The sequence below is a fragment of the Sphingopyxis italica genome, from assembly GCF_011926545.1.
GTDB lineage: Bacteria > Pseudomonadota > Alphaproteobacteria > Sphingomonadales > Sphingomonadaceae > Sphingopyxis > Sphingopyxis italica.
The window spans coordinates 147,848-168,974 of sequence record NZ_JAATIT010000003.1 but is presented as its reverse complement, the minus strand read 5'-3'; the positions used below and the strand labels follow the sequence as shown (position 1 = coordinate 168,974).

Sequence of the window (21,127 nt, the reverse complement as noted above, 5' to 3'; positions counted from 1 at the left end):
TCAGTCCGGCACGCCCGCTTCGGATTCCTCGCAGCGGATGACCTCGACGATCAGGTCGCCGTGCTGGAGGCTCTGCGCCTCGTCTTCCCAAAAGCCATAGGGCTTGCCGTCGCGATAGATGCGCAGCCCGCGCCCCTCGCTGGCGAGCGCGTCGAGGCTGCGCCCGACCTCTTCGGCGGCGACGGGCCGTTCGCGGAGCTGGACGCGGCCACCGACGCTGGCGAGGTCGGCCATATAGTCGGCGACGTGCGCCCCCTGCGCCGACCCTGCGAGCAGCAGGCCGGTGAAGCTGACCGGATTGATGACATTGTTCGCGCCCGCCTGGCGCGCGAGCAGTTCGTTGTCCTGCGTGCGAATGACGACGCTGATCGGCACGCGCGGCGCGAGATGGCGCACGGTGAGTACCATCAGGATCGAGGTGTCGTCGCGGCCGGCCGAGACGAGGACCGACTGCGCGCGCGCGATATGCACGTCGATCAGCGTCTCGTCGCTCGACGCATCGCCTTCGAGCACGTTGCACCCCATCGCTTCGGCGGCGTTGACGCGGCCGCGGTTGCTGTCGATCACGACGATGCACGCGGGGTCGGTGCCCCGCGCGATCAGTTCGCGAACCGCCTCGCTGCCGCTGATGCCGAAGCCGAGGACGACGATATGGTCGGTGAGCTTTTCCTGGATGCGGGCCATACGCCATTTTTCCCATATTTGCTTGATCGCGAACTGATAGGCGGTGCCGACGAAGATGAAGAGCACCGCGATGCGGATCGGAGTGACGATCACCGCCTCGATCAGCCGCGAGCGGTCGGATACCGGGGTGATGTCGCCGAAGCCGGTGGTGGTGACCGAGATCATCGTGAAATAGACGACGTCGAGAAAGCTGATCTGGCCGTCGTGGCTGTCCCTGAGTCCCGCGCGGTCGATCCAGTGGACGAGCACGACGATGGCGATGAGCAGAAAGGCCACGCCGAGGCGCGTGATGACGTCGGCCCAGATCGGCCATCTGCTCATGCGGCGGAGCGGCTGGAACCGATGCTGGAGCTTCAGCTTGGACGCGGGGCTTTTGCTCATCGCGGCCCTTGTGCCAAAGCTGCGCGCGTAACGCTAGCCGCCATAAGCGCCGCGCAGCGCGGCGAGCGAGGCGTCGTGGGTCAGGTCGAGCTGGAGCGGGGTGACCGAGATATAGCGGTCGTCGATCGCTTCCAGATCGCTGTCGTGGCCAAGGCTGTGTTCGATGCCGTGGAGGCCGAACCAGTAATAGCGATAGCCGCGCGGGTCGGTCCCCTCGACGATCGAGCCGCGGCCATAGTCGTGGAAGCCCTGGCGGGTGACGCGGATGCCCTTGACCTCGGCGGCGGGGAGGGCGGGGAAGTTGATATTGACCAGCGTACGCGGCGCCATGTCCATGTCGAGCAGCGGACGCAGCACTTTCGCGCCCCAGGCTTCGGCCGCCTCGAACGGCACGCTGTCGCCCATGCCTTCCTTGGCATAAACCTGGCTGAGCGCGATCGCCGGGATGCCCGCGAGCGCGCCCTCGATCGCCGCCGACACGGTGCCCGAGTAGGTGACATCGTCGCCGAGATTGGCGCCGCGGTTGACGCCCGACAGGATCAGGTCGGGCTTTTCGGGCATCAGCTTGCCGATCGCCATCATCACCGAATCGGTCGGAGTGCCGCTGCACGACCAGCGCCGCTCGCCATGCTCGCGGATGCGCACCGGGCGTGAGAGGGTGAGCGAATGGCCGGCGCCCGATTGCTCCTCGGCGGGCGCGCAGACCCAGATATCGTCCGAAAGCTGGCGCGCGATCGCTTCGAGCACCGCCATGCCGGGCGCGTGATAGCCGTCGTCGTTGGTGAGGAGGATGCGCATGGTTTTCTCTTTCTCGGTTCCGTTCGCATCGAGCGAAGTCGAGATGCCCATCGGCACGGCGCAAGGCCGTTGGGTGTCTCGACTTCGCTCGACACGAACGGGAAAATGGGGTCAGCCTAGCCCTATCAACCCAAGGGCGTCAGACGCGTAATCCCGCCCATGTACGGAAGCAGCGCCGTCGGAATATCGACGCTGCCGTCGGCCTGCTGATAATTTTCGAGGATCGCCACCAGCGTCCGCCCCACGGCAAGGCCCGAGCCGTTCAGCGTATGGACGAACTCATTGCCCTTCACATCCTCGCGGCGGAAACGCGTGTTCATGCGGCGCGCCTGGAAGTCGCCGCAGTTCGAACAGCTCGAAATCTCGCGATAGCTGCCCTGCCCCGGCAGCCAGACTTCGAGGTCATAGGTCTTGCGCGCGGCGAAGCCCATGTCGCCGCTGCACAGCAGCATCTTGCGGTACGGCAATTCGAGCGCCTCGAGAATTTGCTCGGCGGCGCGCGTCTTGCGTTCGAGTTCGGCGCCCGAGTCCTCGGGCCGGACGATCGAGACGAGCTCGACCTTCCAGAACTGGTGCTGGCGGATATAGCCGCGTGTGTCGCGCCCCGCCGAGCCGGCTTCGGAGCGGAAGCAGGGGGTGAGCGCGGTCATGCGGATCGGCAGATCGGCTTCGGGCAATATCTCTTCGCGCACCGCGTTGGTCAGGCTAACTTCCGCCGTGGGGACGAGCCAAAATTGCTCGGCGGTGTCGGCGCCCGTTAGCATCCCTTTTATCGTGGCCTCATAGTTCCCTTCGGTTACCTGAGCCAGTTGATGCTCGAAATCGTCCGGCATCGCTTCCCAAAGGAGCCGTTCGCGATTGCCCATATCGGCGGCCGAAAACTGATCTTCCGTGAATTTAGGGAGTTGGCCGGTACCAATCATCGCGTGGTCTCGCACCAACAGCGGCGTCGCGCATTCGGTATAGCCCGCCTCGTTCGTCTGCTTGTCGAGCATGAACTGGCCGATCGCGCGTTCGAGGCGCGCCATCTGGCCTTTCAGGAAAGCGAAGCGCGCGCCCGACATCTTCGCCGCGGTCTCGAAATCGAGCCCGAGCGCGGGGGCGAAATCGGCATGTTCCTGCGGCGCGAAATCGAACGTCCGCAGCGTGCCCCAGCGCGAAATCTCGACATTGGCTTCCTCATCCTCGCCGTCGGGGACGTCGGCGGCGGGGAGGTTCGGGAGCGCGGCGAGTCTGTCCTGCAGCGCAGCGAGCTGTTCGCGCTCGGCCTCTTCCTTCGGGGGCAGCGCGGTCTTCAATTCGGCGACTTCGGCCTTCAGCGCCTCGGCCTTGTCCTTGTCGCCCCCGGCCATCGCCTGGCCGATCAGCTTCGACGCCTCGTTGCGGCGCGCGAGCGTGGCCTGGATATCGGTCTGCAGCGCGCGGAGCGAGGCGTCGGCGGCGAGAATTTCGGCGGACAGGGGTTCGAGGCCGCGGCGCGCGAGGCCAGCGTCGAAGGCTTGCGGGTCGTCCCGGATCAGGCGGATATCGTGCATGGCGGCGCTATGGCGTTGCCGCCCGCGCGGTGCAAGTCTGACTTCACTTGATCCTCCCTGTGGCGAAGCCATGGGGAGGGGGACCGCTCGCTGAAAGCGAGTGGTGGAGGGGCAGCGACGTCGCGTCATCGCCCCTCCGTCAGCGCTTCGCGCTGCCACCTCCCCATCGCTTCGCGACAGGGAGGATCACATTACTCCAACAACCCCGCGAGCTGGCCGATCGCCGTACCCCAGCCTTCGTAGAAACCCATTTCTTCGTGTTTCGCGCTCTCTTCGGGCGTCTTGTGGAGCACCCGCGCCGAATAGAGCGTGCCGCCGTCCTTCGCCTCGAAGGTCAGGATCGCGGTCAGCGCGAGCCAGGGGTCGACGGGCTGCCATCCTTCGGTGAGGACCGTTGTAAAGACGAGCCGTTCGTCCGGGATGGCTTCGAGGAAGCAGCCATCGACGTGCGGCTGGAAATCGGTGGCGCCTTCCTCGCGCATCCGCGTCACGAAGCCGCCGCCGGGGCGGAGGTCGAGCTGGTCGACGCGGCATATGATCGGCGCGGGAATCCACCACCGCGCGAGCTTCGCCGGATCGCTCCACGCGTCCCACACCGCGGCGGGCGGTGCGGCGATGAAGCGGGAGATGGTGAGTTCGCTCTGGGTCATGATGTTTCCTTCGTGGGATGTTGCGATTCGACGAAGACGGCGAGCCGGTCGGTGCGGTCCTGCCAGATGGCGCGTTGCTCGGAGAGCCAGCCCTCTGCGGCCGAAAGCCGGTCGGTATCGATGCGGCAGGTGCGCACGCGTCCCTGCTTTTCGGTATGGATGAGGCCCGATGCTTCCAGCACCGAGAGATGTTTCAGAAAGGCGGGCAGGCCCATCTCGAATGGCTCGGCCAGCCGCTTGACCGGCGCCTCGCCCCGGAGCAGGCGGCTGATCACGGCGCGGCGCGTCGGGTCCGCGAGCGCATGAAAGAGCGAATCGAGCGGCTGAATTTGGTTTGCCATATGGTGAACAATTGCAAATAGTTCTCCAGATGGCAAACTGATTCGACCGGACGAAAAAAAGGCCGCCCCGCGGGGCAGCCCTTAGTTCGGTGGTCCGGGTTAGCCCCCCTGACCGCCAGTGGATTCTTCAAGCCGCGTCGGCGTCGTCGTCGTTGCGATTCGCCGCGCGGCGGCGCGCGACAAGCGCCACGGCCGCTGCCCCGAACAATAGCATCATCGGCGGCGCGGGAACAGGGGTCGGATCGCCCGACGAGCTGCTCGTGCTGCCGCCCGAGCTCGACGAAGAGGAACTCGACGACGAACTGCTGCTGGACGAAGACGAGCTGCTGCTGCCGGTCGAGCCGAAGCTGCTGCTGCCGCCGGTCGCGCCCGACGAAGTGGCGCCGCTCGACGTGCTGCTGCTCGACGAGGAGGAGGAAGAGGACGAGCTGCTGCTCGATCCGCCCGAACTGCTGCTGGATCCTCCCGAGCTGCCGTTCGAGCCACCCGAACTGCCGTGCGACGAACTGCCCCAACCCGAGCTGCCTTTCGACGAACTGCCGCCGGACGAGGAGCTACTCGACGAGGAGGAGGACGAAGAGGAACTCGACGACGAGCTGCTGCTCGACGACGAGGTGCTGACGCTGCCGGTCGAGGTCGACACATTACCCGACGAGGTCGAGGTGCTGACGCCGCCCGTCGAGGTCGAGACGTTGCCCGATGAGGTGCTGACGCCGCCGGTCGAAGTCGACACGCCGCCGGTGGAGGTCGAAACCCCGCCCGTCGAGGTGCTGACCCCGCCCGTGGAGGTGGACACGCCGCCGGTCGAGGTCGAGACGCCCGACGAGGTGCTCGTGGTCGAGCTGAGGCCGCCCGTCGTCGTCGAGGTGACGACGATGCTGCCGCTGCTGCCGCCGCCCGAGCTGCCGCCGAAGAAACCGCCGAAAAAGCCGCCGCCGAAACCGCCGCCAAAGCCGCCGCCGATGACGGTCACGCCGCCGCCGCTACCGCCGCCGCCTTCCCAGCCCGATTGCGGGAAGGGGGCGTAGGGGATCGGGGGCAGGGGGATCGTCTGTGTCACCACCTGCGTCTGCGGGGTAGTGGTGCGGATCACCTTCTTCGTCGTGACGACGCGGCGGACGCGCTTCACCTTCTTGCGCGCCGCATGGCGTTTGCGCACGACCTTTTTCTGGGCGACGCAGGGCGAGCAGGACTGAACCTGCGCCCGCGCCTTCGGAACGTCGGTGATCTGCATCGCGCCGCTACCGATGATCGCGCCGCCGCAGGTGCAGGCGCAAAGCTTGGCCAGGGCCATTCGGACAGACATAGGCTTCTCTTTCTTTCCCGTTGCGGGTGCGAAGCGCCATCGACCGACACCCCCCATTCACCTTCGCTATAACCCAAAAGGCCAAAGCTTTGTGAACACGGCAATTCTGTTAACCGCGTTTGCCTGTCCGAGAGCGGGAAATGCGACGCGAAATCAACAAAAAACGCGGTATCTGTCCCAAAACAGAACGAAATATGCAAGGATTCTGTTCGATTGGTTAACCTTCGGACCTAAATCGGCGCCGGGCAGGGGGTGATGGTTCGTTGCCGCGCCACCGTGGAATCACCATGGTTCCAGCGTCGGTTCACTCGGGCTTCACAGCTCATCGTTATCAACAGCTTCGGTGCTTGTATCGCGGCCGGTGGCTGGGTATAGGCGCGCCACTCCCCGAACCGCACGAGACGGCTCACGGGGTGACAGGAAAGGACGCGAGAGCCCCTCATGCCGACCAAGATTGCCGATGTTGGCGCAGACGCGCTTCGCGAAGCCAAATCCAATCTCGATTCGGATTATGTCCCCAGCGACGACGAAGAGTTTATGAACGAGCGGCAGCAGGATTACTTCCGCGGCCTGCTCCTCGCCTGGAAAAAATCGATCCTGTCCGAATCGGAATCGACGCTGGCGCATCTTCAGGACGGCCCGCTGCGCGAACCCGACCTCGCCGACCGGGCGTCGAGCGAGACCGACTGGGCGATCGAACTGCGCACCCGCGACCGTCAACGCAAATTGATCGCCAAGATCGATTCGGCGATCCGCCGTATCGAAGAGGGCGAGTATGGCTATTGCGCGGTGACCGGCGAGCCGATCTCGCTCGCGCGGCTGCAGGCGCGGCCGATCGCGACGATGACGCTGGAAGCGCAGGAGCGCCACGAGCGTAACGAGCGAATTTCACGCGAAGATTGATCGCGGGGGCTGTGGCCCATTTACGATTCGGCAACCGCTAGGCCCTAGATTTCGCGCCTCGATACGAAAGAGACGGGGCGCAAATGGATTCGCAAAGACCGACATCGGTGGACGAGGAAGTCGCGGCGCTGTCGCGCGGCGCCGACCGCGACAGCCTGTTCATGCAGGCAGAGCTGGCGCTGCCCGGCGGCGGTGGACCCGTCACCGTGCGCGTGCGCAACCTGTCGCCGGGCGGGATGCTCGCCGAGGGCAAGGTCGCGGTCGCGCAAGGGGCGGCGGTCGAGGTCGACCTGCGCAATCTCGGGCCGGTCGCCGGGCGCGTGATCTGGGTCGGCGAAGGCAAGTTCGGCATCGCCTTCGACCGCGCGATCGATCCGCAGGCCGTTCGTCGTCAGGTGGTTTCGCAGTCCGATTTGCCGCCGCATCTGCGGCGCACGGGCCTCGAGACGGGGCCCCTCTACCGCCGGCGCTGATGGCCCTTTGCAGGGCGGCATCAGCGGGGCGATAGCACTCGCGATCAGCCGATCGCGAGCATCTCTTCCTTGAGTTTCAGTTTCCGCTTCTTGAGCTGCGCGAGTGCCCCGGTATCGGGGGCGGGCCGACGCTCTTCATTCGCAATTTTCACATCGAGGTCCGCGTGACGGGACCTCAGGGTGGAAAGGTGCGACGTGCTCATTGGCATTCTCCTTTTCGACTCGATGGGCAGCCGAAGTAAAACATGAAACCGCCCCGATGTCGTGACGATTCGGTGGGGCGGTTGCCGTTGCGGACCAGTGGTGAACGTGGCAGGGAGGCCGGGTGACCCCCGAGGAAATTACCCAGCGCCTGGAACTGCTTCGCATCGAACATCGCGACCTCGACGTCGCGATCATCGCGCTCGGCACCGGGGCGACCGTCGACCAGCTGCAACTCGCGCGGCTGAAGAAGCGCAAGCTCAAGCTGCGCGACGAGATCGCCTGGTGCGAGGACCAGTTGCTGCCCGACATCATCGCCTGAACCAACCGCCTGAATCAAAACGGGACAGCCGATGCAAATGATGGTTACCGCGATTGCGGACCCGCCGCGGAGCGTGGCATCGCTGCGGCCATGATCGGCGGGGACACGAACAGGATGGCGAGGAGCAGGATGGCGACGGGCGCGCCGGTGCAGCGCGCGCAGGTCGAAAATCTCTATGTCGAGGCGATGCTGCTCGCCGACGAGGCGCATGCGGCCTTTGCCGCTGAGCGCGATCTCGGCAGCGTTCGCGGCAACGCGGCGGCGCAGATCGGCCTCGCCTGCGAATCGCTGAAGACGACGACGCGGCTGATGCACGTCATCGCCTGGCTGCTTCACCGCCGCGCGATGTTTGCGGGCGACCCCGGTGCCGGGCCGAACGACAGCGCGGCGCGCATCGGCGCGCCGGTCGCCGCCGACTGGGATGTTTGCGAAGGGTTCGACGCGTCGCTCCGCCGGATCGTCAGTGCGAGCGAGCGGCTGTTCGAGCGCGTTGCGTTGCTGGAGGCGGGATGGGAGGCATCCGCGGTGACGCCGGTGCAGGCGTTGCTGGCGCGGCTGGAGGCGCGGCTTTAGCGCGCGAGCCACTCTACCCACGCGCCATGCGCATGGGCGTGGGCAAGCTTCTGCGCCGCGCCGCCGCCCGGCCAATAGCGCACCACCAGTTCGTGATGATGCACCGTCCGGTTCGCCTCGAGCGCGATCCATGCCAGCGGGCGCTCGGCCGTGGCTCGCGCGCCCGCGGCTTCCATCGCGGCGGTGACGCGCGCCTGCTGGTCGGCGGGGACATATTGCCAGACGATCGAGTGCATCAGCACACGCGTCGTGCCCGCCGGCTGGGGCGTGGCGAGCTCGGCCTCGACGAAATCGGCGGCGTTGGCGTGAACGAGATTGGGCTTCGCTTCATGCGCCGCGGCGATCGCGGCCTCCAGGCGCGCGAACCGGATGTGGTGCTCGGGCCAGATATAGGCCTGGATCCGCAGCGCCTGCACGGGGTCGGTCAGGTCGACCGGCGCGACGTCGCAGCCCTTGAGGCTCGCGATTTCGATGTCGTGCATCGGCGGATGATCGCCGCGCCATTCGGGGGCGAAGGCCATCGCGCCGGGCCGCGGCCCGATATGCACGCCACCGAGCTCGTAATGATAGCGGTCGATCATCAGGTTGATCCCGGCGCTCGACCCGATCTCGAGGCAATCGAAGCGTGGCGGCAGGCCCTGCTCGGCGAGCCACAGCATCGCGGCGATGAAGTTCGATGAGCGGCCGGCTTCGTTCGTCTGCGGCGGGCCGTCGAGCCACGCGAGAAGCGCGGCGTCGTGCCGCCGGACGACGCCGGCGATGACGGCTTCGTCGTTGATATCCTCCGCATCGGCATAGACGGGGGCGAGTTCATGCGCCGCTTCGGACAGGTGGAGCGCATGGATGCCGCCCGCGGCGCGCAGCGGCAGCGCGTCGGCGAGCGGCGCGCCCTGCCAGCCCGCGATGCGGTGCGCGAATTCGCTTGCGGGCTTGTCGAGCAAGGTGCCCAGCGCGGCGACGACTCGCGCGGTCACCCGCGCATCATTGGCGCGGCAATAGGCGACCTGATTGGCAAAAGCCGTGCGGACAGCCTTGGGACCGGTCTGAGCCATGTCAATGAACTCGTAACGCTCGCTCATTGCCCTTTTTCCTCTCGCCGCTTATGGGCGCGCAAGCCTATGCCCGAACCAATCATCTTTGCCATCCCGAAGGGGCGCATCCTCGACGAGGCGCTGCCCCTGCTTGCGCGCGTCGGGATAGAGCCTTCGGACGAGTTTTTCGACAAGAAAAGCAGGGCGTTAGTTTTTGGGACAAACCAGCCGCACATCTCGCTGATCCGCGTGCGCGCGTTCGACGTCGCGACCTTCGTCGCGCATGGCGCGGCGCAGCTCGGCATCGTCGGATCGGACGTCGTCGACGAGTTCGATTATTCGGAGCTTTATGCCCCGGTCGACCTCGGTATCGGCCACTGCCGCCTGTCGCTCGCGGGGCCCGAGGGCAGCGCGCCGCCGGGCGCCAACGAATTGGGGGGCGAAAGCCATATTCGCGTCGCGACCAAATATCCCGGGACGACGCGCCGCTGGTTCGAGGCGCAGGGCATCCAGGCCGAATGTATCAAATTGAACGGCGCGATGGAGATCGCGCCGAAGCTGGGTCTCGCTTCGCACATCGTCGACCTTGTTTCGACCGGGCGCACGCTCGTCGAAAATGCGCTCGCCGAGCAGAAGATCATCAGCGAGGTGTCGGCGCGGCTGATCGTCAACCGCGCGGCGTTCAAGCTGCGGTCGGCCGAAGTGCCGGCGCTGGTCGAGAAGTTCCGTGAGGCCGCAGCCGATGCGGCGGCTTGACGCTTCCGATCCCGGCTTTGCCGCCGAGTTCGACGCGCTGGTCAATGATCGGCGCGAGAGCGATTCCGATGTGTCCGCCGACGTCGCTGCGATCATCGCGCGGGTGAAGGCCGAGGGCGACGCGGCGCTCGCCGACTATACCGCAAAATTCGACCGCTTCGATCTGGACGCGAGCGGGTGGAGCATCTCGAAGCAGGAATGCGCCGAGGCGTATGACGCGCTCGCGCCCGCGCTGCGCGATGCGCTGAACCTCGCGGCGGAACGCATCCGCGCCTATCACGCCGCGCAGCTGCCGCAGGATCGCGACTATCGCGACACCGCGGGGGTGCGGCTCGGCGCGCGCTGGAACGCGGTCGATGCGGCGGGGGTCTATGTCCCCGGCGGGCGCGCCGCCTACCCCTCGTCGGTGCTGATGAACATCCTTCCCGCCAAGGTCGCGGGGGTGGAGCGTATCGTGATGATGACCCCGACGCCGGGCGGCGAGGTCAATCCGGTCGTGATGGCCGCGGCGCATATCGGCGGGGTCGACGAAATCTGGCGCGTCGGCGGCGCGCAGGCGATCGCGGCGCTCGCCCATGGCACGAACCGCGTCGCGCCGGTCGACGTCGTTACCGGCCCGGGCAATGCCTGGGTCGCCGAAGCGAAGCGCCAGCTCTACGGCGTCGTCGGCATCGACATGGTCGCGGGGCCGAGCGAGATCGTCGTCGTCGCCGACGCGAAGAACGAACCGCATGTCATCGCCGCAGACCTCTTGAGTCAAGCCGAGCACGACCCGACGAGCCAGTCGATCCTCTTCACCGACGATGGCGACTTCGCCGATGCGGTCGTTGAAAATATTGAGCATCAGATTCGTAGTCTGGCGTCCGGCGCGACGATGCGCGCCAGTTGGGTGGCATACGGGGCCATCATCATTGTGCCGAACCTAACCGATGCAATTCCGCTGTGCGACCGGCTCGCGCCCGAACATCTCGAACTCGCGGTCGATGCCGCCCAGGCCGACGCGCTGTTCGCCAAGGTGCGTCACGCCGGATCGGTCTTTCTCGGCCGCCAGACGCCGGAAGCGATCGGCGATTACGTCGCCGGCCCCAACCACGTCCTCCCCACCGGCCGCCGCGCGCGCTTTTCGAGCGGGCTGTCGGTCACCGACTTCATGAAGCGCACCAGCTTTCTCGCGCTCGACGAAGCGAGCCTCGCCGCGATCGGCCCCGCGGCGGTCGCGCTCGCCGGCGCCGAGGGACTTCCCGCCCATGCGCTGAGCGTTCAGAACCGATTGAAATAAACCGCCCAAGTCTCCCTTTTATCCGTCATCCCGGCGAAGGCCGGGATCTCGACCTCGCGTCAAGAACCACCGGCGAGATCCCGGCCTTCGCCGGGATGACGATTTGAGTGAATGACGAATTGAGTTAGAAGCGAAAACCATGAACAAACGCGCCCAATCCCGCTCCGCCGCCCGCCTTGCCGCCGTCCAGGCACTCTATCAGCACGAGATGGAGGGCACGCCCGTGGCCAAGCTGATCCACGAATTCCATCAGCACCGCATCGGCGCGACGATCGAGGACGCCGAATATGCCGATGCCGACACCGAATTTTTCGATGACATCGTGAAGGGCACGCTGGCGCGCGCCGAAGAAATCGATGCGGCGATCATCGCGCGGCTCGCGAGCGGCTGGTCGATGGACCGGCTCGATCGCACGATGAAGGCGATCCTGCGGGTGGGGTCTTACGAGCTGATGGCGCGCGGCGACGTGCCGGTGGGTGCGGTGGTCAGCGAATATGTCGATGTCGCGAAGGCATTTTTCGACCAGCGCGAGGCGGGGTTCGCCAACGGGCTGCTCGATGCGATCGGTAAGGATGTGCGGGCGAAGTGATGACAGATCCTCCCTGTGCCGTAGGCATGGGGAGGGGGACCGCTCGCTGAAAGCGAGTGGTGGAGGGGCGGCGACGTTGCGCCAATAGCCCCTCCGTCAGTGCTACGCGCTGCCACCTCCCCACCGCTGCGCGGCAGGGAGGATCGAGGGTATCTTTTATACCGCACCGGTATCCTCTAGGCTTCTCCCCATGAGCGAAGCCGATTTCATCGCCCGCCTGCGAAGCATCGCGACCGATCCCGCCGCGCGCGGCCTGGCCGACGATGCGGCGGTGCTGGGCGATCTCGTCCTGACCCACGACATGATCGTCGAGGGCGTCCATTTCCTTCCCGACGAGCGGCCGCAGGATGTCGCGTGGAAGCTCGTCGCGGTGAACCTTTCCGATCTCGCCGCCAAGGGGGCGGCGCCGCTCGGCGTGCTCGTCGGTTACAGCCTGACCGGGGACGAACATTGGGACGCGGCGTTCGTCCGCGGTCTGGGCGAGGTGCTGCGCCGGTACGAAGTGCCGCTGCTCGGCGGCGATACGGTGGGCATTCCGGCGGGCGCGCCGCGCACCTTCGGGCTGACCGCGATCGGCAAAGCGCCCGCGACGGGGGCGCCGGCGCGAAGCGGGGTTCGGCCGGGCGACCAGATCTGGGTCACGGGGACGATCGGCGACGCCGGGCTCGGGCTCGCGATGCGGCTGGGGCAGGTCGATCCGAATGAAACCTGCCTCGACGCCTATCGCCGTCCGCAGCCACAGCTGGCGTTCGGACAGGCCATTGCGAATCCCGTCCATGCGATGATGGACGTCTCCGACGGCCTGCTGATCGACGCGCAACGCATGGCGGAGGCGAGCGGGTGCGAACTGGGCATCATGCTCGAGACGATCCCGCTGTCGGCGGCGCTGCTCGCGGTGCGGCCCGATGTGCTCGACACGCGGCTCGCGGCGGCGACGGCGGGCGACGATTATCAGCTGCTGTTCACCGCAGACTCGGGCGCGGCGAGCGACATTCGCGCGATCGCGGCGGCGCTGAACGTCGCGGCGACCCCGATCGGCCACGCCGGGGTGGGCGACGGGATCATGCTCACCCACCGCGCCCAGCGCATCGCGCCGCCCGAGCGGCTCGGTTTCATGCACTGACGCGAAAGCCCGCAAAAGCGCCGAATAACCGGGCTTGCCCTTGGCATTCTTTCTTCCCATAACTCGCCCGTCCAAATTTGGGGCGGTCGCATCAGGGGAGAGAGCGAACCGGCATCAATAAGTCGGACGTGCTCGACTGCTATCTTCTGCGTCGCCCTTCTCAACGGGAAGGAATAGTCACGCATGAATCCGGATCCGGTTTTGATCGCGATAGCGTGCGGCCTGGTGGCCGTGCTCTATGGCTTCATTACCTCGCGGCAGGTGCTCAGCGCATCGGCGGGGAATGAGAAGATGCAGGAAATCGCTGGCGCCATCCAGGAAGGCGCCAAGGCCTATCTGGGCCGCCAATATCGCACCATCGCCATCGTCGGCGTCGTCGTCGCCATTCTCGTCGGGCTGTTCCTTGGCCCGATCTCGGCGACCGGCTTCGTCATCGGCGCCGTTCTGTCGGGCGTCGCCGGCTTCGTCGGCATGAACATCTCGGTGAAAGCCAACGTCCGCACCGCGGCGGCGGCGCAGACCGGGCTGCAGGCGGGCCTGACCATGGCGTTCCGCGCCGGCGCGATCACAGGTATGCTGGTGGCGGGCCTCGCGCTCCTCGCGATCTCGGTCTTTTTCTGGTATCTGACCGGTCCCGGTGGCTTCACCGTCGGCGGTGACGATCGCACCGTGGTCGACGCGCTCGTCGCGCTTGCTTTCGGCGCCTCGCTGATCTCGATCTTCGCGCGCCTCGGCGGCGGTATCTTCACCAAGGCGGCCGACGTCGGCGCCGACCTCGTCGGCAAGGTCGAGGCGGGCATCCCCGAGGATGATCCGCGCAACCCGGCGGTGATCGCCGATAACGTCGGCGATAACGTGGGCGACTGCGCCGGCATGGCGGCCGACCTGTTCGAAACCTATGTCGTCACCGTCGGCGCCACGATGGTGCTGATCGCGCTGCTCCTGAAGGGCGCGGGCGACATGCTGTTGCCGCTGATGACGCTGCCGCTCTTGATGGGCGGCGTGTGCATCATCACCTCGATCATCGGCACTTACTTCGTGCGTCTCGGCAGCGGCAAGAACGTCATGGGCGCGATGTACAAGGGTTTCCTCGTCACCGCGGTCCTCTCGATCCCGGCGATCTGGTTCTCGACCAGCTATGCGCTCGGCGACATGAGCGCGAACATCGCCGGCACCGACTTCAACGGCGAAGATCTGTTCTTCTGCTCGCTGCTCGGCCTCGTCATCACCGGGCTGATCATCTGGATCACCGAATATTACACCGGCACCAATTATCGCCCGGTGCGCAGCATTGCCAAGGCTTCGGAAACGGGTCACGGCACCAATGTGATCCAGGGCCTCGCCATCAGCCTTGAATCGACCGCGCTGCCGACGCTCGTCATCTGCGTCGGCATCATCGTCGCTTACCAGACCGCGGGCATCATCGGCATCGCCTTTGCCGCCACCGCGATGCTTGCGCTCGCGGGAATGGTCGTCGCGCTCGACGCTTATGGTCCCGTCACCGACAACGCTGGCGGCATTGCCGAAATGGCGGGCCTCGACGATTCGGTTCGTGAAAAGACCGACTTGCTCGACGCCGTGGGCAACACGACCAAGGCGGTGACCAAGGGCTATGCCATCGGTTCGGCGGGCCTCGCGGCATTGGTGCTGTTCGGCACTTATACGGCCGACATCGCCGAATATTCGGCGGTGCTCGGCATCGACGCGCCGCTGACCTTCTCGCTGTCGTCGCCTTACGTCATCGTCGGGCTGCTGCTCGGCGCGCTCCTGCCGTACCTGTTCGGTGCGATGGGCATGACCGCGGTCGGCCGCGCGGCGGGCGACGTGGTGAAGGACGTCCGCGACCAGTTCGCGAACAACAAGGGCATCATGGACGGCACCAGCCGCCCCGACTATGCCCGCACCGTCGACCTCGTCACCAAAGCAGCGATCAAGGAAATGATCATTCCGTCGCTGCTGCCGGTGCTTGCGCCGATCGTCGTGTTCTTCGTGATCCGCGCGGTCGCCGGCCCGGCGGCGGCGCTCGAGGCGCTTGGCGCACTCCTTCTCGGCGTGATCGTCGGCGGGCTGTTCGTCGCCATCTCGATGACCTCGGGCGGCGGCGCATGGGATAACGCCAAGAAGTACATCGAAGACGGCAACCACGGCGGCAAAGGCAGCGAGGCCCATAAGGCCGCGGTGACCGGCGACACCGTCGGCGATCCGTACAAGGATACGGCGGGGCCTGCCGTGAATCCGATGATCAAGATCACCAACATCGTGGCGATCCTGCTCCTCGCGGCGCTGGCGCACGGCGCGGCGTAGGCCGGGCCGTCCGCGGGCAAAACAAGGCCCCGCCGGAGCGATCCGGCGGGGTTTCGCCATTATCGATGAAAGGTGCGGCTTGCGGGTTGAGTTCTGACGCGATTGTCCGCTAAGCCTTGGGGCAGTCGAGGGGGAGATTGCCGCGTGAATAGAAGCTTCTACCGGAATTCCGTGAGGTCGATTCTGGCGACCGCATCGCTTGCGGTCGCCATGTCGTGGACTGTCGCGACAGCGCAAGCGGCCCAGCCCCCTTCGACGATCGAAGGGCGCGTGCCGGTGTCCCAATTTGCCAATCGAGCGACCCTGCAGATGCCGCGGCTGTCGCCCGATGCAAGCAAGATGGCCGCAAAGGTCAGCTACAAGGGCGTCGAATATCTTGCCATCTTCGACCTGACCGGAAAGGCCCAGCCCGATTATTTCCTGAAGACCGAGGCCTATAAGGAATTCGGCGATCGTCGAATCATCAGCTGGCGCTGGGTGGGAAACCGGACGCTGGTGGTGACGGCCGCTTCGGGCGAGATCGGACTGTTCGAAGGCGAAATGGGCCGACTTTTCAGCTATGATGTCGAAGGCAAAAAGCTTGCGCCGCTGGCGTGGAAAGATGCGGCTGGAAGTGCCAGCGATATCATCCATGTCGATCACAAGAACGAGCGCCTGCTCCTTTCGCGCACGTCGCTGACCTATGGTTATGAATATCTCGGCCGACCCGAGGTGATCGACGTCGATGTTCGTACGGGGCGTTTCAAGCTGGTGCAAAAGCCGAATATTCTGGTCGGCGGCTGGGCAGCGGATGGCAAGGGCGTCGTTCGTATGGGCGTCGGCTATGACCGCGACAGCGGTAAGACACGCGTTCTTTATCGCGCGACGCCGGACGAAAATCTCAAGACCATATATGACAAAGCCGATCCGACCTTTTCCGGCGATTTATTGGTTCCGGAAATTTTTCTGGCCGAGGAAGGCAAAGCCATCGTCACCAGCAACAAGGATGGCTTCGACAAGGTCTACAAGATCGACCTCGCGACCATGGAACTTGGCGAGCCGATTTTCGCGGTCGAAGGCTATGACGTGGGCGAGTTGGGTTGCAACGAAAGCTGCAACCAGCTGCAATCGGTGTCGGTCGTCGAGAATCGTTCGAAAATCTACTGGATGGATGAGCGGCTGAAGGCCGTGCAAGACATGTTCGAACAGCAATTTGGCGCGGGCAATGCCCGGATTGTTTCCAGCGACCTCGGCGACAAGAATATGCTGGTTTGGGTCGGAAAGACGAACCAGACCGGAATCTATTATTCGTTCAACACCGATACGGGAAAGGTCGCGCGGATCGGTTATTCCAACGAATATTTCGGCGAAGCCGAAATGAATCCCACCAAAACGATTATCTACCCCGCAAGCGACGGAGAAAAGATTCATGCGGTCGTGACGATGCCGCGGCATCGTGAGGGGCAGCGCAATTTGCCGGTGGTGATGATCACCCACGGCGGTCCCTTTGGACCGCGCGACGAAGAAGGCTTTGGCCCCTTCGCCTGGCATCAGGCTATCGCCGAGCTCGGCTATGTGGTGGTGCAGCCCAATTACCGCGGTTCGGGCGGTTACGGCCGCGACTGGATCAAAAAGGGGCGGGACGACGGGTTCGGCCTTCGGATGCAGGACGATCTCAACGACGCGATCGACTATCTGGCGGCGCAGGGCACGGTCGATCCCAAGCGCGCGTGCATGATGGGCTGGTCCTATGGCGGATATGCCTCCGCCCGCGCCGCGCAGCGCGACCCCGCCCGGTGGCGCTGCACGATCGCCGGGGCCGGGGTGTATGATCTTGGCGAAATGCGGAAATATGATCGGAACTACCTTGGACGCTTTGGTTCCAACTATCTGTCAAAGGGCACGGCGGACCTCGACACGGTTTCGCCGACGCAGAACGCCGAAGGCAAGTGGTCGCCCATCCTGATCGTGCACGGGGTCAAGGACGATCGCGTGCCACTCGCCCAGGCCAAGGGGTTGGTCAGCGCGCTCGAGCGGTCCGGAAAAGTGCGCGGGCAGGATTTCGACTATCTTTACCAGCCCGACAATACCCACAATTTTCCGGCACCCTCGGACGAAGCCGAGTTTCTCGAGGCGACACGGAAATGGCTGGAACGCTTCAACCCCGCCTATATCGCAAGTGACGCCGGCAAGGCGCCGCCGGTGATCGCGGCCAAATAGATCGCGGCGGGCGTCCCGATTGGGGTTCAGGTCAGGGTCGCGCGGTCAGGTCAGGGTCGCGCGGCCGGCCTTCATCTGCGCCGCATAGCCCGCCTGGACCATCGCGCTCATCCGGTCGAACAGCGCGTCGGGATCGCCGCGGCGCAGGCCGGCTATCGCCGCTTCGGCGCCTTCCGCAACGATCAACTCGCGGGTGCCGGCATCGACGGCGGCGAGCATCTGCGCGGCGGCGTCATCGGGCGACAGGCCGTTCTCGATCGCCGCGTCGCTCGTGCCGCGGACGCTGCCGTCGGCGTTCAGCGCGTTGCGGCTGACGTTGGTGCGCACCGACCCCGGCGCGACGACGAGGACTTTGAGGCCGAGATGCTCGTTTTCGGCGCGCACCGCGTCGTGATAGCCGATGATGCCGTGCTTCGCCGCCGAATAGGCGCTGCGTAGCGGCACGCCCGCGATGCCCGCGACGCTCGATATCGCGATGATCTGCCCGCCGCCCGCGCCGACCATGCGCGGCAGCAATTGCTGGGTGAGCGCGATGGGCGCGAGCAGGTCGACCGCGACGATCCGCTCATAAACCGAAAAGTCGGTCTCGATCGCGAGGCTGCGCTGCGAGATGCCCGCATTGTTGACGAGGCCATCGACGCGCCCCTGCCACGCCCAGGCCTGTTTCGCGATCGCGGGAAGGGCGGCGTAGTCCGTCGCCTCGAACGGCAGGACCAGCGTCTCGGTCGCGCATTCGGCGGCGACCGCCTCGAGCGCCGCGACGTTTCGTCCCGACAGGATCAGCTTCGCCCCGCGCGTCGCCAGTGCCTTGGCCAGCGCCGCGCCGATGCCCGACGACGCCCCGGTGACCCACCAGATTTGATCTTTCATACCGGCTCCCTATCTATGATTTCGTTTCAAGGTGAAACGGGTGTGAGGAGCCGTCAAGGTGCCGACCCGCGCTTTTCCGTGCGGGGGTGGCAATTTTGTTGCGAATCTGTTATAATAAATATCAACACGCCGACATTGTGCCTCTTCCCGCCGCCGGGCTGGGGCACGCTTGGCGTTTCCGATGGAGCCCATTCCTTGTCACGCTGACTGGCTAGCGCCGCCCTACCAGCCCAATCCCCCTCCCATAGAGGGCCGGATATACCGCTGTTCACGCGCTTCCCCGTCCCCGGCAAGGTCACTGAAAGGAACTTGAATGTCCGCAAGCACCCCCGTTTTCGAAGTCGGTGATTATGTCGTTTACCCGAAACATGGCGTGGGGCGCGTCATCGAGCTGCAAAAATCCGAAATCGCCGGCATGCAGCTGGAACTCTATGTTCTTCGTTTCGAAAAGGAAAAGATGACCCTTCGCGTGCCGACGAACAAGGCCGAAGGCGTCGGCATGCGCAAGCTGTCGTCGGACAAGACGCTGAAGGAAGCGCTGCAGGTCCTGACCACCAAGCCGAAGGTCAAGCGCACCATGTGGTCGCGCCGCGCGCAGGAATATGAAGCGAAGATCAATTCGGGCGACCTCGTGTCGATCGCCGAAGTGACGCGCGACCTGTTCCGCGCCGACGACCAGCCCGAGCAGAGCTATTCGGAGCGCCAAATCTTCGAAGCGGCGTCGAGCCGCCTCGCGCGCGAACTCGCCGCGATGGAAGAAAGCGACGAAAAGACCGCGCAGGCGAAGATCCTCCAGATCCTCAACGAACATGCGCCGCTCTACTACGCCGAAAAAGTGTAATCGCGTCCACAGCGATGAAGGAAAGGGCGGTCTGGTAGGGCCGCCCTTTTTCGTTCGCCCGCCAGTTTCTTTCGTCATGCCGGACTTGATCCGGCATCCCGCTTTTTGCGTGGTGGCGAAAAAGGGAGCGGGACCCCGGATCAAGTCCGGGGTCACGATGAGTGGGGGTATTCTACGGGTAAGTTGCGCTCACAAAATACAGCCCGTCGGGCGGGGCATTCAGCCCTAGCGCGTTCCGGTCCGCCGCCTCCAGCGCGCCCTTCAAATCGCGCGCCGACCATTTGCCATAACCGACCAGCGCGAGACATCCGACCATCGAGCGCACCTGATGATGCAGGAAGCTGCGCGCCGCGGCGTCGATGATGACCTCCTCGCCGTGGCGGCTGACGCTGAGCTTGTCGAGCGTCTTCACCGGGCTTTGCGACTGGCAATGCGCCGATCGGAAGGTCGTGAAATCATGCAGGCCGATCAGCTGCTGCGCCGCGGCGTGCATCGCGTCGGTGTCGAGCGGCCGCGCGACCTGCCACGACAGGCCCTTGTCCCAGGTCAGCGGCGCGCGGCGGTTAACGATGCGATATTCATAGGCACGGCCGATGCAGGCGAAGCGCGCGTGCCAGTCGCCCGGGACGATCTCGCACCCGACGATCGCGATCGGCGCGGGACGGAGCTGCGCATTCAGCGCCTCGGTCAGCTTGAATGGGGTCAGCGGCTTTTCGATGTCGACATGCGCGCGCATCGCGATCGCATGGACGCCGGCGTCGGTGCGCCCGGCGCTGAACACCTGCACGGTCTCGGCGGTGAAGCGGTGGACCGCTTCCTCGATCGTCTGCTGGACGCTTGGGCCGTGCGCCTGCCGCTGCCAGCCCATATAGGGACGGCCGTCAAATTCGATGGTGAGAGCGAAGCGGGTCATTGCGACGTTGGCGGGCAATAAATAGGGACAGTCCCTATTTTTTTCGTAGGCGTCCATATGCCGCTGCAACCAGTTGTGGAAAAATAGGGACTGTCCCTATTTATTGGGCACACCTGGGTCATGCGAGCCGCGTGCCTGCCGGGATTGCCCGCCCGCGCAGCAACTCCGCCGCATCCATCGCCGGTTTGCCCGCCCGTTGGACGCGCACCGCGCGGATTGCGCCGGGGTTGCAAGCGATGGCGAGGGCATCGTCGAGCGCAACGCCGGGCGCGGCGCCGGGGGCGGTGTCCGCGGGATGGACAACCTCGGCCGCGAGGATCTTGTAGCGTTCGCCCTCCATCTCGAAGAAGGCCCCCGGCACGGGGTTGAACGCGCGTATCTGCCGCTCGACCTGCACCGCGCTGGTCAGGAAATCGAGCCGCGCCTCGCTCTTGTCGATCTTTGCCGCATAGGTCACGCCCTCATCGGGTTGCGGGACCGGCGGAAAGGCGTGGAGTTCGCTCAGCACGCGGCGCATCATCAGCGCGCCCATTTCGGCGAGTTCGTGGGTCAGCACGCCCGCGCTCTTGGGCCCCACCGGCGTGGTTTCGATCAGCCGCATCGCGCCGGTGTCGAGCCCGGCGTCCATCTGCATGATCGTCACGCCGGTTTCGCCATCGCCCGCGAGGATCGCGCGCTGCACCGGCGCCGCGCCGCGCCAGCGCGGCAGGATCGAGCCATGGACGTTGAGGCAGCCTTCGCGCGGCGCATCGAGCACCGCTTGCGGCAGGATCAGGCCATAGGCCGCGACCACCGCGACATCGAGGTCGAGCGCCGCGAATTCGGCCTGCGCTTCTTCGGTCTTCAGGCTCCGCGGGGTGCGGACGGGCAGGCCATGCTCCTCGGCCCAGACCTGCACCGGGCTCTTCTGCACTTTCTTGCCGCGCTGCGCGGGGCGGGGGGGCTGGCTATAGACGGCGACGATGTCGTGCCCCGCCGCGTGGAGCGCGGCGAGCGTCGGCACCGCGAAGGGCGGCGTTCCCATGAAGGCGATGCGCATGGGTGCGGGCTTTGGC

Annotated in this window: 22 protein-coding genes; 12 read left to right on the top strand and 10 right to left on the bottom strand. The window is 65.5% G+C overall.

Annotation, left to right across the window (positions count from 1 at the left end; genetic code table 11):
* The 5 genes from GGR90_RS12040 to GGR90_RS12020 all read right to left on the bottom strand — a co-directional run bounded on the left by GGR90_RS12040 (nt 1) and on the right by GGR90_RS12020 (nt 4,389).
* Nucleotides 1-1,065: a potassium channel family protein gene (locus tag GGR90_RS12040; RefSeq protein ID WP_167921707.1), complete on the bottom strand. Its 1,065-nt coding sequence runs from the start codon at nt 1,063-1,065 to the stop codon at nt 1-3.
* 33 nt (nt 1,066-1,098) lie between these two features.
* Nucleotides 1,099-1,863 (bottom strand): 5'/3'-nucleotidase SurE, encoded by a 765-nt coding sequence (gene surE / locus GGR90_RS12035; protein ID WP_167921706.1) that lies wholly within the window; start codon nt 1,861-1,863, stop codon nt 1,099-1,101.
* Between the two features lie 125 nt (nt 1,864-1,988).
* Nucleotides 1,989-3,398: a serine--tRNA ligase gene (serS, locus tag GGR90_RS12030; protein WP_167921705.1), complete on the bottom strand. Its 1,410-nt coding sequence runs from the start codon at nt 3,396-3,398 to the stop codon at nt 1,989-1,991.
* Nucleotides 3,399-3,589: 191 nt separating this feature from the next.
* Nucleotides 3,590-4,048 (bottom strand): SRPBCC domain-containing protein, encoded by a 459-nt coding sequence (locus tag GGR90_RS12025; RefSeq protein WP_167921704.1) that lies wholly within the window; start codon nt 4,046-4,048, stop codon nt 3,590-3,592.
* Nucleotides 4,045-4,389 (bottom strand): ArsR/SmtB family transcription factor, encoded by a 345-nt coding sequence (locus tag GGR90_RS12020; RefSeq protein ID WP_167921703.1) that lies wholly within the window; start codon nt 4,387-4,389, stop codon nt 4,045-4,047. The genes GGR90_RS12025 and GGR90_RS12020 overlap by 4 nt, the downstream gene beginning before the upstream one ends.
* Before the next feature lie 152 nt (nt 4,390-4,541).
* On the opposite strand from GGR90_RS12020, the gene GGR90_RS19285 reads away from it, so the two are divergent.
* The 3 genes from GGR90_RS19285 to GGR90_RS12005 all read left to right on the top strand — a co-directional run bounded on the left by GGR90_RS19285 (nt 4,542) and on the right by GGR90_RS12005 (nt 7,071).
* Nucleotides 4,542-5,417 (top strand): hypothetical protein, encoded by an 876-nt coding sequence (locus GGR90_RS19285; RefSeq protein WP_209023731.1) that lies wholly within the window; start codon nt 4,542-4,544, stop codon nt 5,415-5,417.
* Nucleotides 5,418-6,136: 719 nt separating this feature from the next.
* Nucleotides 6,137-6,598, top strand: coding sequence for an RNA polymerase-binding protein DksA (gene dksA / locus GGR90_RS12010; protein WP_167921702.1), 462 nt, complete (start codon nt 6,137-6,139; stop codon nt 6,596-6,598).
* An 83-nt stretch (nt 6,599-6,681) separates the two neighbouring features.
* Nucleotides 6,682-7,071: a PilZ domain-containing protein gene (locus GGR90_RS12005; RefSeq protein WP_167921701.1), complete on the top strand. Its 390-nt coding sequence runs from the start codon at nt 6,682-6,684 to the stop codon at nt 7,069-7,071.
* Nucleotides 7,072-7,115: 44 nt separating this feature from the next.
* Here GGR90_RS12005 and GGR90_RS12000 read toward each other — a convergent pair whose 3' ends face one another.
* The gene (locus GGR90_RS12000; protein ID WP_167921700.1) at nt 7,116-7,274 is read right to left on the bottom strand and encodes a DUF465 domain-containing protein; all 159 of its coding nucleotides are present in this window, start codon (nt 7,272-7,274) and stop codon (nt 7,116-7,118) included.
* 122 nt (nt 7,275-7,396) lie between these two features.
* Here GGR90_RS12000 and GGR90_RS11995 point away from each other — a divergent pair, with 122 nt between their 5' ends.
* Both GGR90_RS11995 and GGR90_RS11990 read left to right on the top strand, forming a co-directional pair.
* On the top strand, nt 7,397-7,594 hold the full coding sequence (locus GGR90_RS11995; RefSeq protein ID WP_167921699.1) for a DUF465 domain-containing protein: 198 nt from the start codon (nt 7,397-7,399) through the stop codon (nt 7,592-7,594).
* A gap of 114 nt (nt 7,595-7,708) precedes the next feature.
* The gene (locus tag GGR90_RS11990; protein ID WP_245198640.1) at nt 7,709-8,167 is read left to right on the top strand and encodes a DUF1465 family protein; all 459 of its coding nucleotides are present in this window, start codon (nt 7,709-7,711) and stop codon (nt 8,165-8,167) included.
* Here the strand turns inward: GGR90_RS11990 and GGR90_RS11985 are convergent.
* Nucleotides 8,164-9,246, bottom strand: coding sequence for a DUF2332 domain-containing protein (locus tag GGR90_RS11985; protein ID WP_167921698.1), 1,083 nt, complete (start codon nt 9,244-9,246; stop codon nt 8,164-8,166). The two genes, GGR90_RS11990 and GGR90_RS11985, sit on opposite strands and share 4 nt — an antisense overlap.
* 39 nt (nt 9,247-9,285) lie before the next feature.
* Here GGR90_RS11985 and hisG point away from each other — a divergent pair, with 39 nt between their 5' ends.
* The 6 genes from hisG to GGR90_RS11955 all read left to right on the top strand — a co-directional run bounded on the left by hisG (nt 9,286) and on the right by GGR90_RS11955 (nt 17,448).
* Nucleotides 9,286-9,954: an ATP phosphoribosyltransferase gene (gene hisG / locus GGR90_RS11980; protein WP_167921697.1), complete on the top strand. Its 669-nt coding sequence runs from the start codon at nt 9,286-9,288 to the stop codon at nt 9,952-9,954.
* Entirely contained in the window at nt 9,941-11,233 is a 1,293-nt protein-coding gene (gene hisD, locus GGR90_RS11975) for a histidinol dehydrogenase (protein WP_167921696.1), read from the top strand. Before hisG ends, hisD begins: the two co-directional genes overlap by 14 nt.
* Before the next feature lie 139 nt (nt 11,234-11,372).
* Nucleotides 11,373-11,822 carry a transcription antitermination factor NusB gene (gene nusB / locus GGR90_RS11970; protein WP_167921695.1) on the top strand — a complete coding sequence of 150 codons (450 nt, stop codon included), beginning with the start codon at nt 11,373-11,375 and terminating at the stop codon, nt 11,820-11,822.
* 190 nt (nt 11,823-12,012) lie between these two features.
* A complete protein-coding gene (thiL, locus tag GGR90_RS11965; RefSeq protein ID WP_167921694.1) occupies nt 12,013-12,945 on the top strand; it encodes a thiamine-phosphate kinase in 933 nt (310 codons plus the stop codon).
* 183 nt (nt 12,946-13,128) lie between these two features.
* Complete coding sequence (locus GGR90_RS11960) at nt 13,129-15,249, top strand: sodium-translocating pyrophosphatase (protein ID WP_167921693.1); 2,121 nt, start codon at nt 13,129-13,131, stop codon at nt 15,247-15,249.
* Nucleotides 15,250-15,558: 309 nt separating this feature from the next.
* The gene (locus GGR90_RS11955) at nt 15,559-17,448 is read left to right on the top strand and encodes an alpha/beta hydrolase family protein (RefSeq protein WP_167921692.1); all 1,890 of its coding nucleotides are present in this window, start codon (nt 15,559-15,561) and stop codon (nt 17,446-17,448) included.
* 45 nt (nt 17,449-17,493) lie between these two features.
* On the opposite strand, the gene GGR90_RS11950 is transcribed toward GGR90_RS11955, so the two are convergent.
* Entirely contained in the window at nt 17,494-18,318 is an 825-nt protein-coding gene (locus GGR90_RS11950) for an SDR family NAD(P)-dependent oxidoreductase (RefSeq protein WP_167921691.1), read from the bottom strand.
* 313 nt (nt 18,319-18,631) lie between these two features.
* Between GGR90_RS11950 and GGR90_RS11945 the strand changes: the two genes are divergently transcribed.
* The gene (locus GGR90_RS11945; RefSeq protein WP_037556573.1) at nt 18,632-19,159 is read left to right on the top strand and encodes a CarD family transcriptional regulator; all 528 of its coding nucleotides are present in this window, start codon (nt 18,632-18,634) and stop codon (nt 19,157-19,159) included.
* Between the two features lie 172 nt (nt 19,160-19,331).
* Here the strand turns inward: GGR90_RS11945 and truA are convergent, their stop codons facing one another.
* Nucleotides 19,332-20,072, bottom strand: coding sequence for a tRNA pseudouridine(38-40) synthase TruA (truA, locus tag GGR90_RS11940; RefSeq protein WP_167921690.1), 741 nt, complete (start codon nt 20,070-20,072; stop codon nt 19,332-19,334).
* A 118-nt stretch (nt 20,073-20,190) separates the two neighbouring features.
* Nucleotides 20,191-21,111 carry a methionyl-tRNA formyltransferase gene (fmt, locus tag GGR90_RS11935; RefSeq protein ID WP_167921689.1) on the bottom strand — a complete coding sequence of 307 codons (921 nt, stop codon included), beginning with the start codon at nt 21,109-21,111 and terminating at the stop codon, nt 20,191-20,193.
* Nucleotides 21,112-21,127: the final 16 nt, after the last annotated feature.

What these genes read in the sequence shown, in the direction of transcription:
- GGR90_RS12040 (WP_167921707.1), bottom strand. Translation starts at nt 1,065, where the DNA reads ATGAGCAAAAGCCCCGCGTCCAAGCTGAAGCTCCAGCATCGGTTCCAG.
- surE (WP_167921706.1), bottom strand. Translation starts at nt 1,863, where the DNA reads ATGCGCATCCTCCTCACCAACGACGACGGCTATCACGCGCCCGGCATG.
- serS (WP_167921705.1), bottom strand. Translation starts at nt 3,398, where the DNA reads ATGCACGATATCCGCCTGATCCGGGACGACCCGCAAGCCTTCGACGCT.
- GGR90_RS12025 (WP_167921704.1), bottom strand. Translation starts at nt 4,048, where the DNA reads ATGACCCAGAGCGAACTCACCATCTCCCGCTTCATCGCCGCACCGCCC.
- GGR90_RS12020 (WP_167921703.1), bottom strand. Translation starts at nt 4,389, where the DNA reads ATGGCAAACCAAATTCAGCCGCTCGATTCGCTCTTTCATGCGCTCGCG.
- dksA (WP_167921702.1), top strand. Translation starts at nt 6,137, where the DNA reads ATGCCGACCAAGATTGCCGATGTTGGCGCAGACGCGCTTCGCGAAGCC.
- GGR90_RS12005 (WP_167921701.1), top strand. Translation starts at nt 6,682, where the DNA reads ATGGATTCGCAAAGACCGACATCGGTGGACGAGGAAGTCGCGGCGCTG.
- GGR90_RS12000 (WP_167921700.1), bottom strand. Translation starts at nt 7,274, where the DNA reads ATGAGCACGTCGCACCTTTCCACCCTGAGGTCCCGTCACGCGGACCTC.
- GGR90_RS11990 (WP_245198640.1), top strand. Translation starts at nt 7,709, where the DNA reads ATGGCGAGGAGCAGGATGGCGACGGGCGCGCCGGTGCAGCGCGCGCAG.
- GGR90_RS11985 (WP_167921698.1), bottom strand. Translation starts at nt 9,246, where the DNA reads ATGAGCGAGCGTTACGAGTTCATTGACATGGCTCAGACCGGTCCCAAG.
- hisG (WP_167921697.1), top strand. Translation starts at nt 9,286, where the DNA reads ATGCCCGAACCAATCATCTTTGCCATCCCGAAGGGGCGCATCCTCGAC.
- hisD (WP_167921696.1), top strand. Translation starts at nt 9,941, where the DNA reads ATGCGGCGGCTTGACGCTTCCGATCCCGGCTTTGCCGCCGAGTTCGAC.
- nusB (WP_167921695.1), top strand. Translation starts at nt 11,373, where the DNA reads ATGAACAAACGCGCCCAATCCCGCTCCGCCGCCCGCCTTGCCGCCGTC.
- thiL (WP_167921694.1), top strand. Translation starts at nt 12,013, where the DNA reads ATGAGCGAAGCCGATTTCATCGCCCGCCTGCGAAGCATCGCGACCGAT.
- GGR90_RS11960 (WP_167921693.1), top strand. Translation starts at nt 13,129, where the DNA reads ATGAATCCGGATCCGGTTTTGATCGCGATAGCGTGCGGCCTGGTGGCC.
- GGR90_RS11955 (WP_167921692.1), top strand. Translation starts at nt 15,559, where the DNA reads ATGCCGCGGCTGTCGCCCGATGCAAGCAAGATGGCCGCAAAGGTCAGC.
- GGR90_RS11950 (WP_167921691.1), bottom strand. Translation starts at nt 18,318, where the DNA reads ATGAAAGATCAAATCTGGTGGGTCACCGGGGCGTCGTCGGGCATCGGC.
- GGR90_RS11945 (WP_037556573.1), top strand. Translation starts at nt 18,632, where the DNA reads ATGTCCGCAAGCACCCCCGTTTTCGAAGTCGGTGATTATGTCGTTTAC.
- truA (WP_167921690.1), bottom strand. Translation starts at nt 20,072, where the DNA reads ATGACCCGCTTCGCTCTCACCATCGAATTTGACGGCCGTCCCTATATG.
- fmt (WP_167921689.1), bottom strand. Translation starts at nt 21,111, where the DNA reads ATGCGCATCGCCTTCATGGGAACGCCGCCCTTCGCGGTGCCGACGCTC.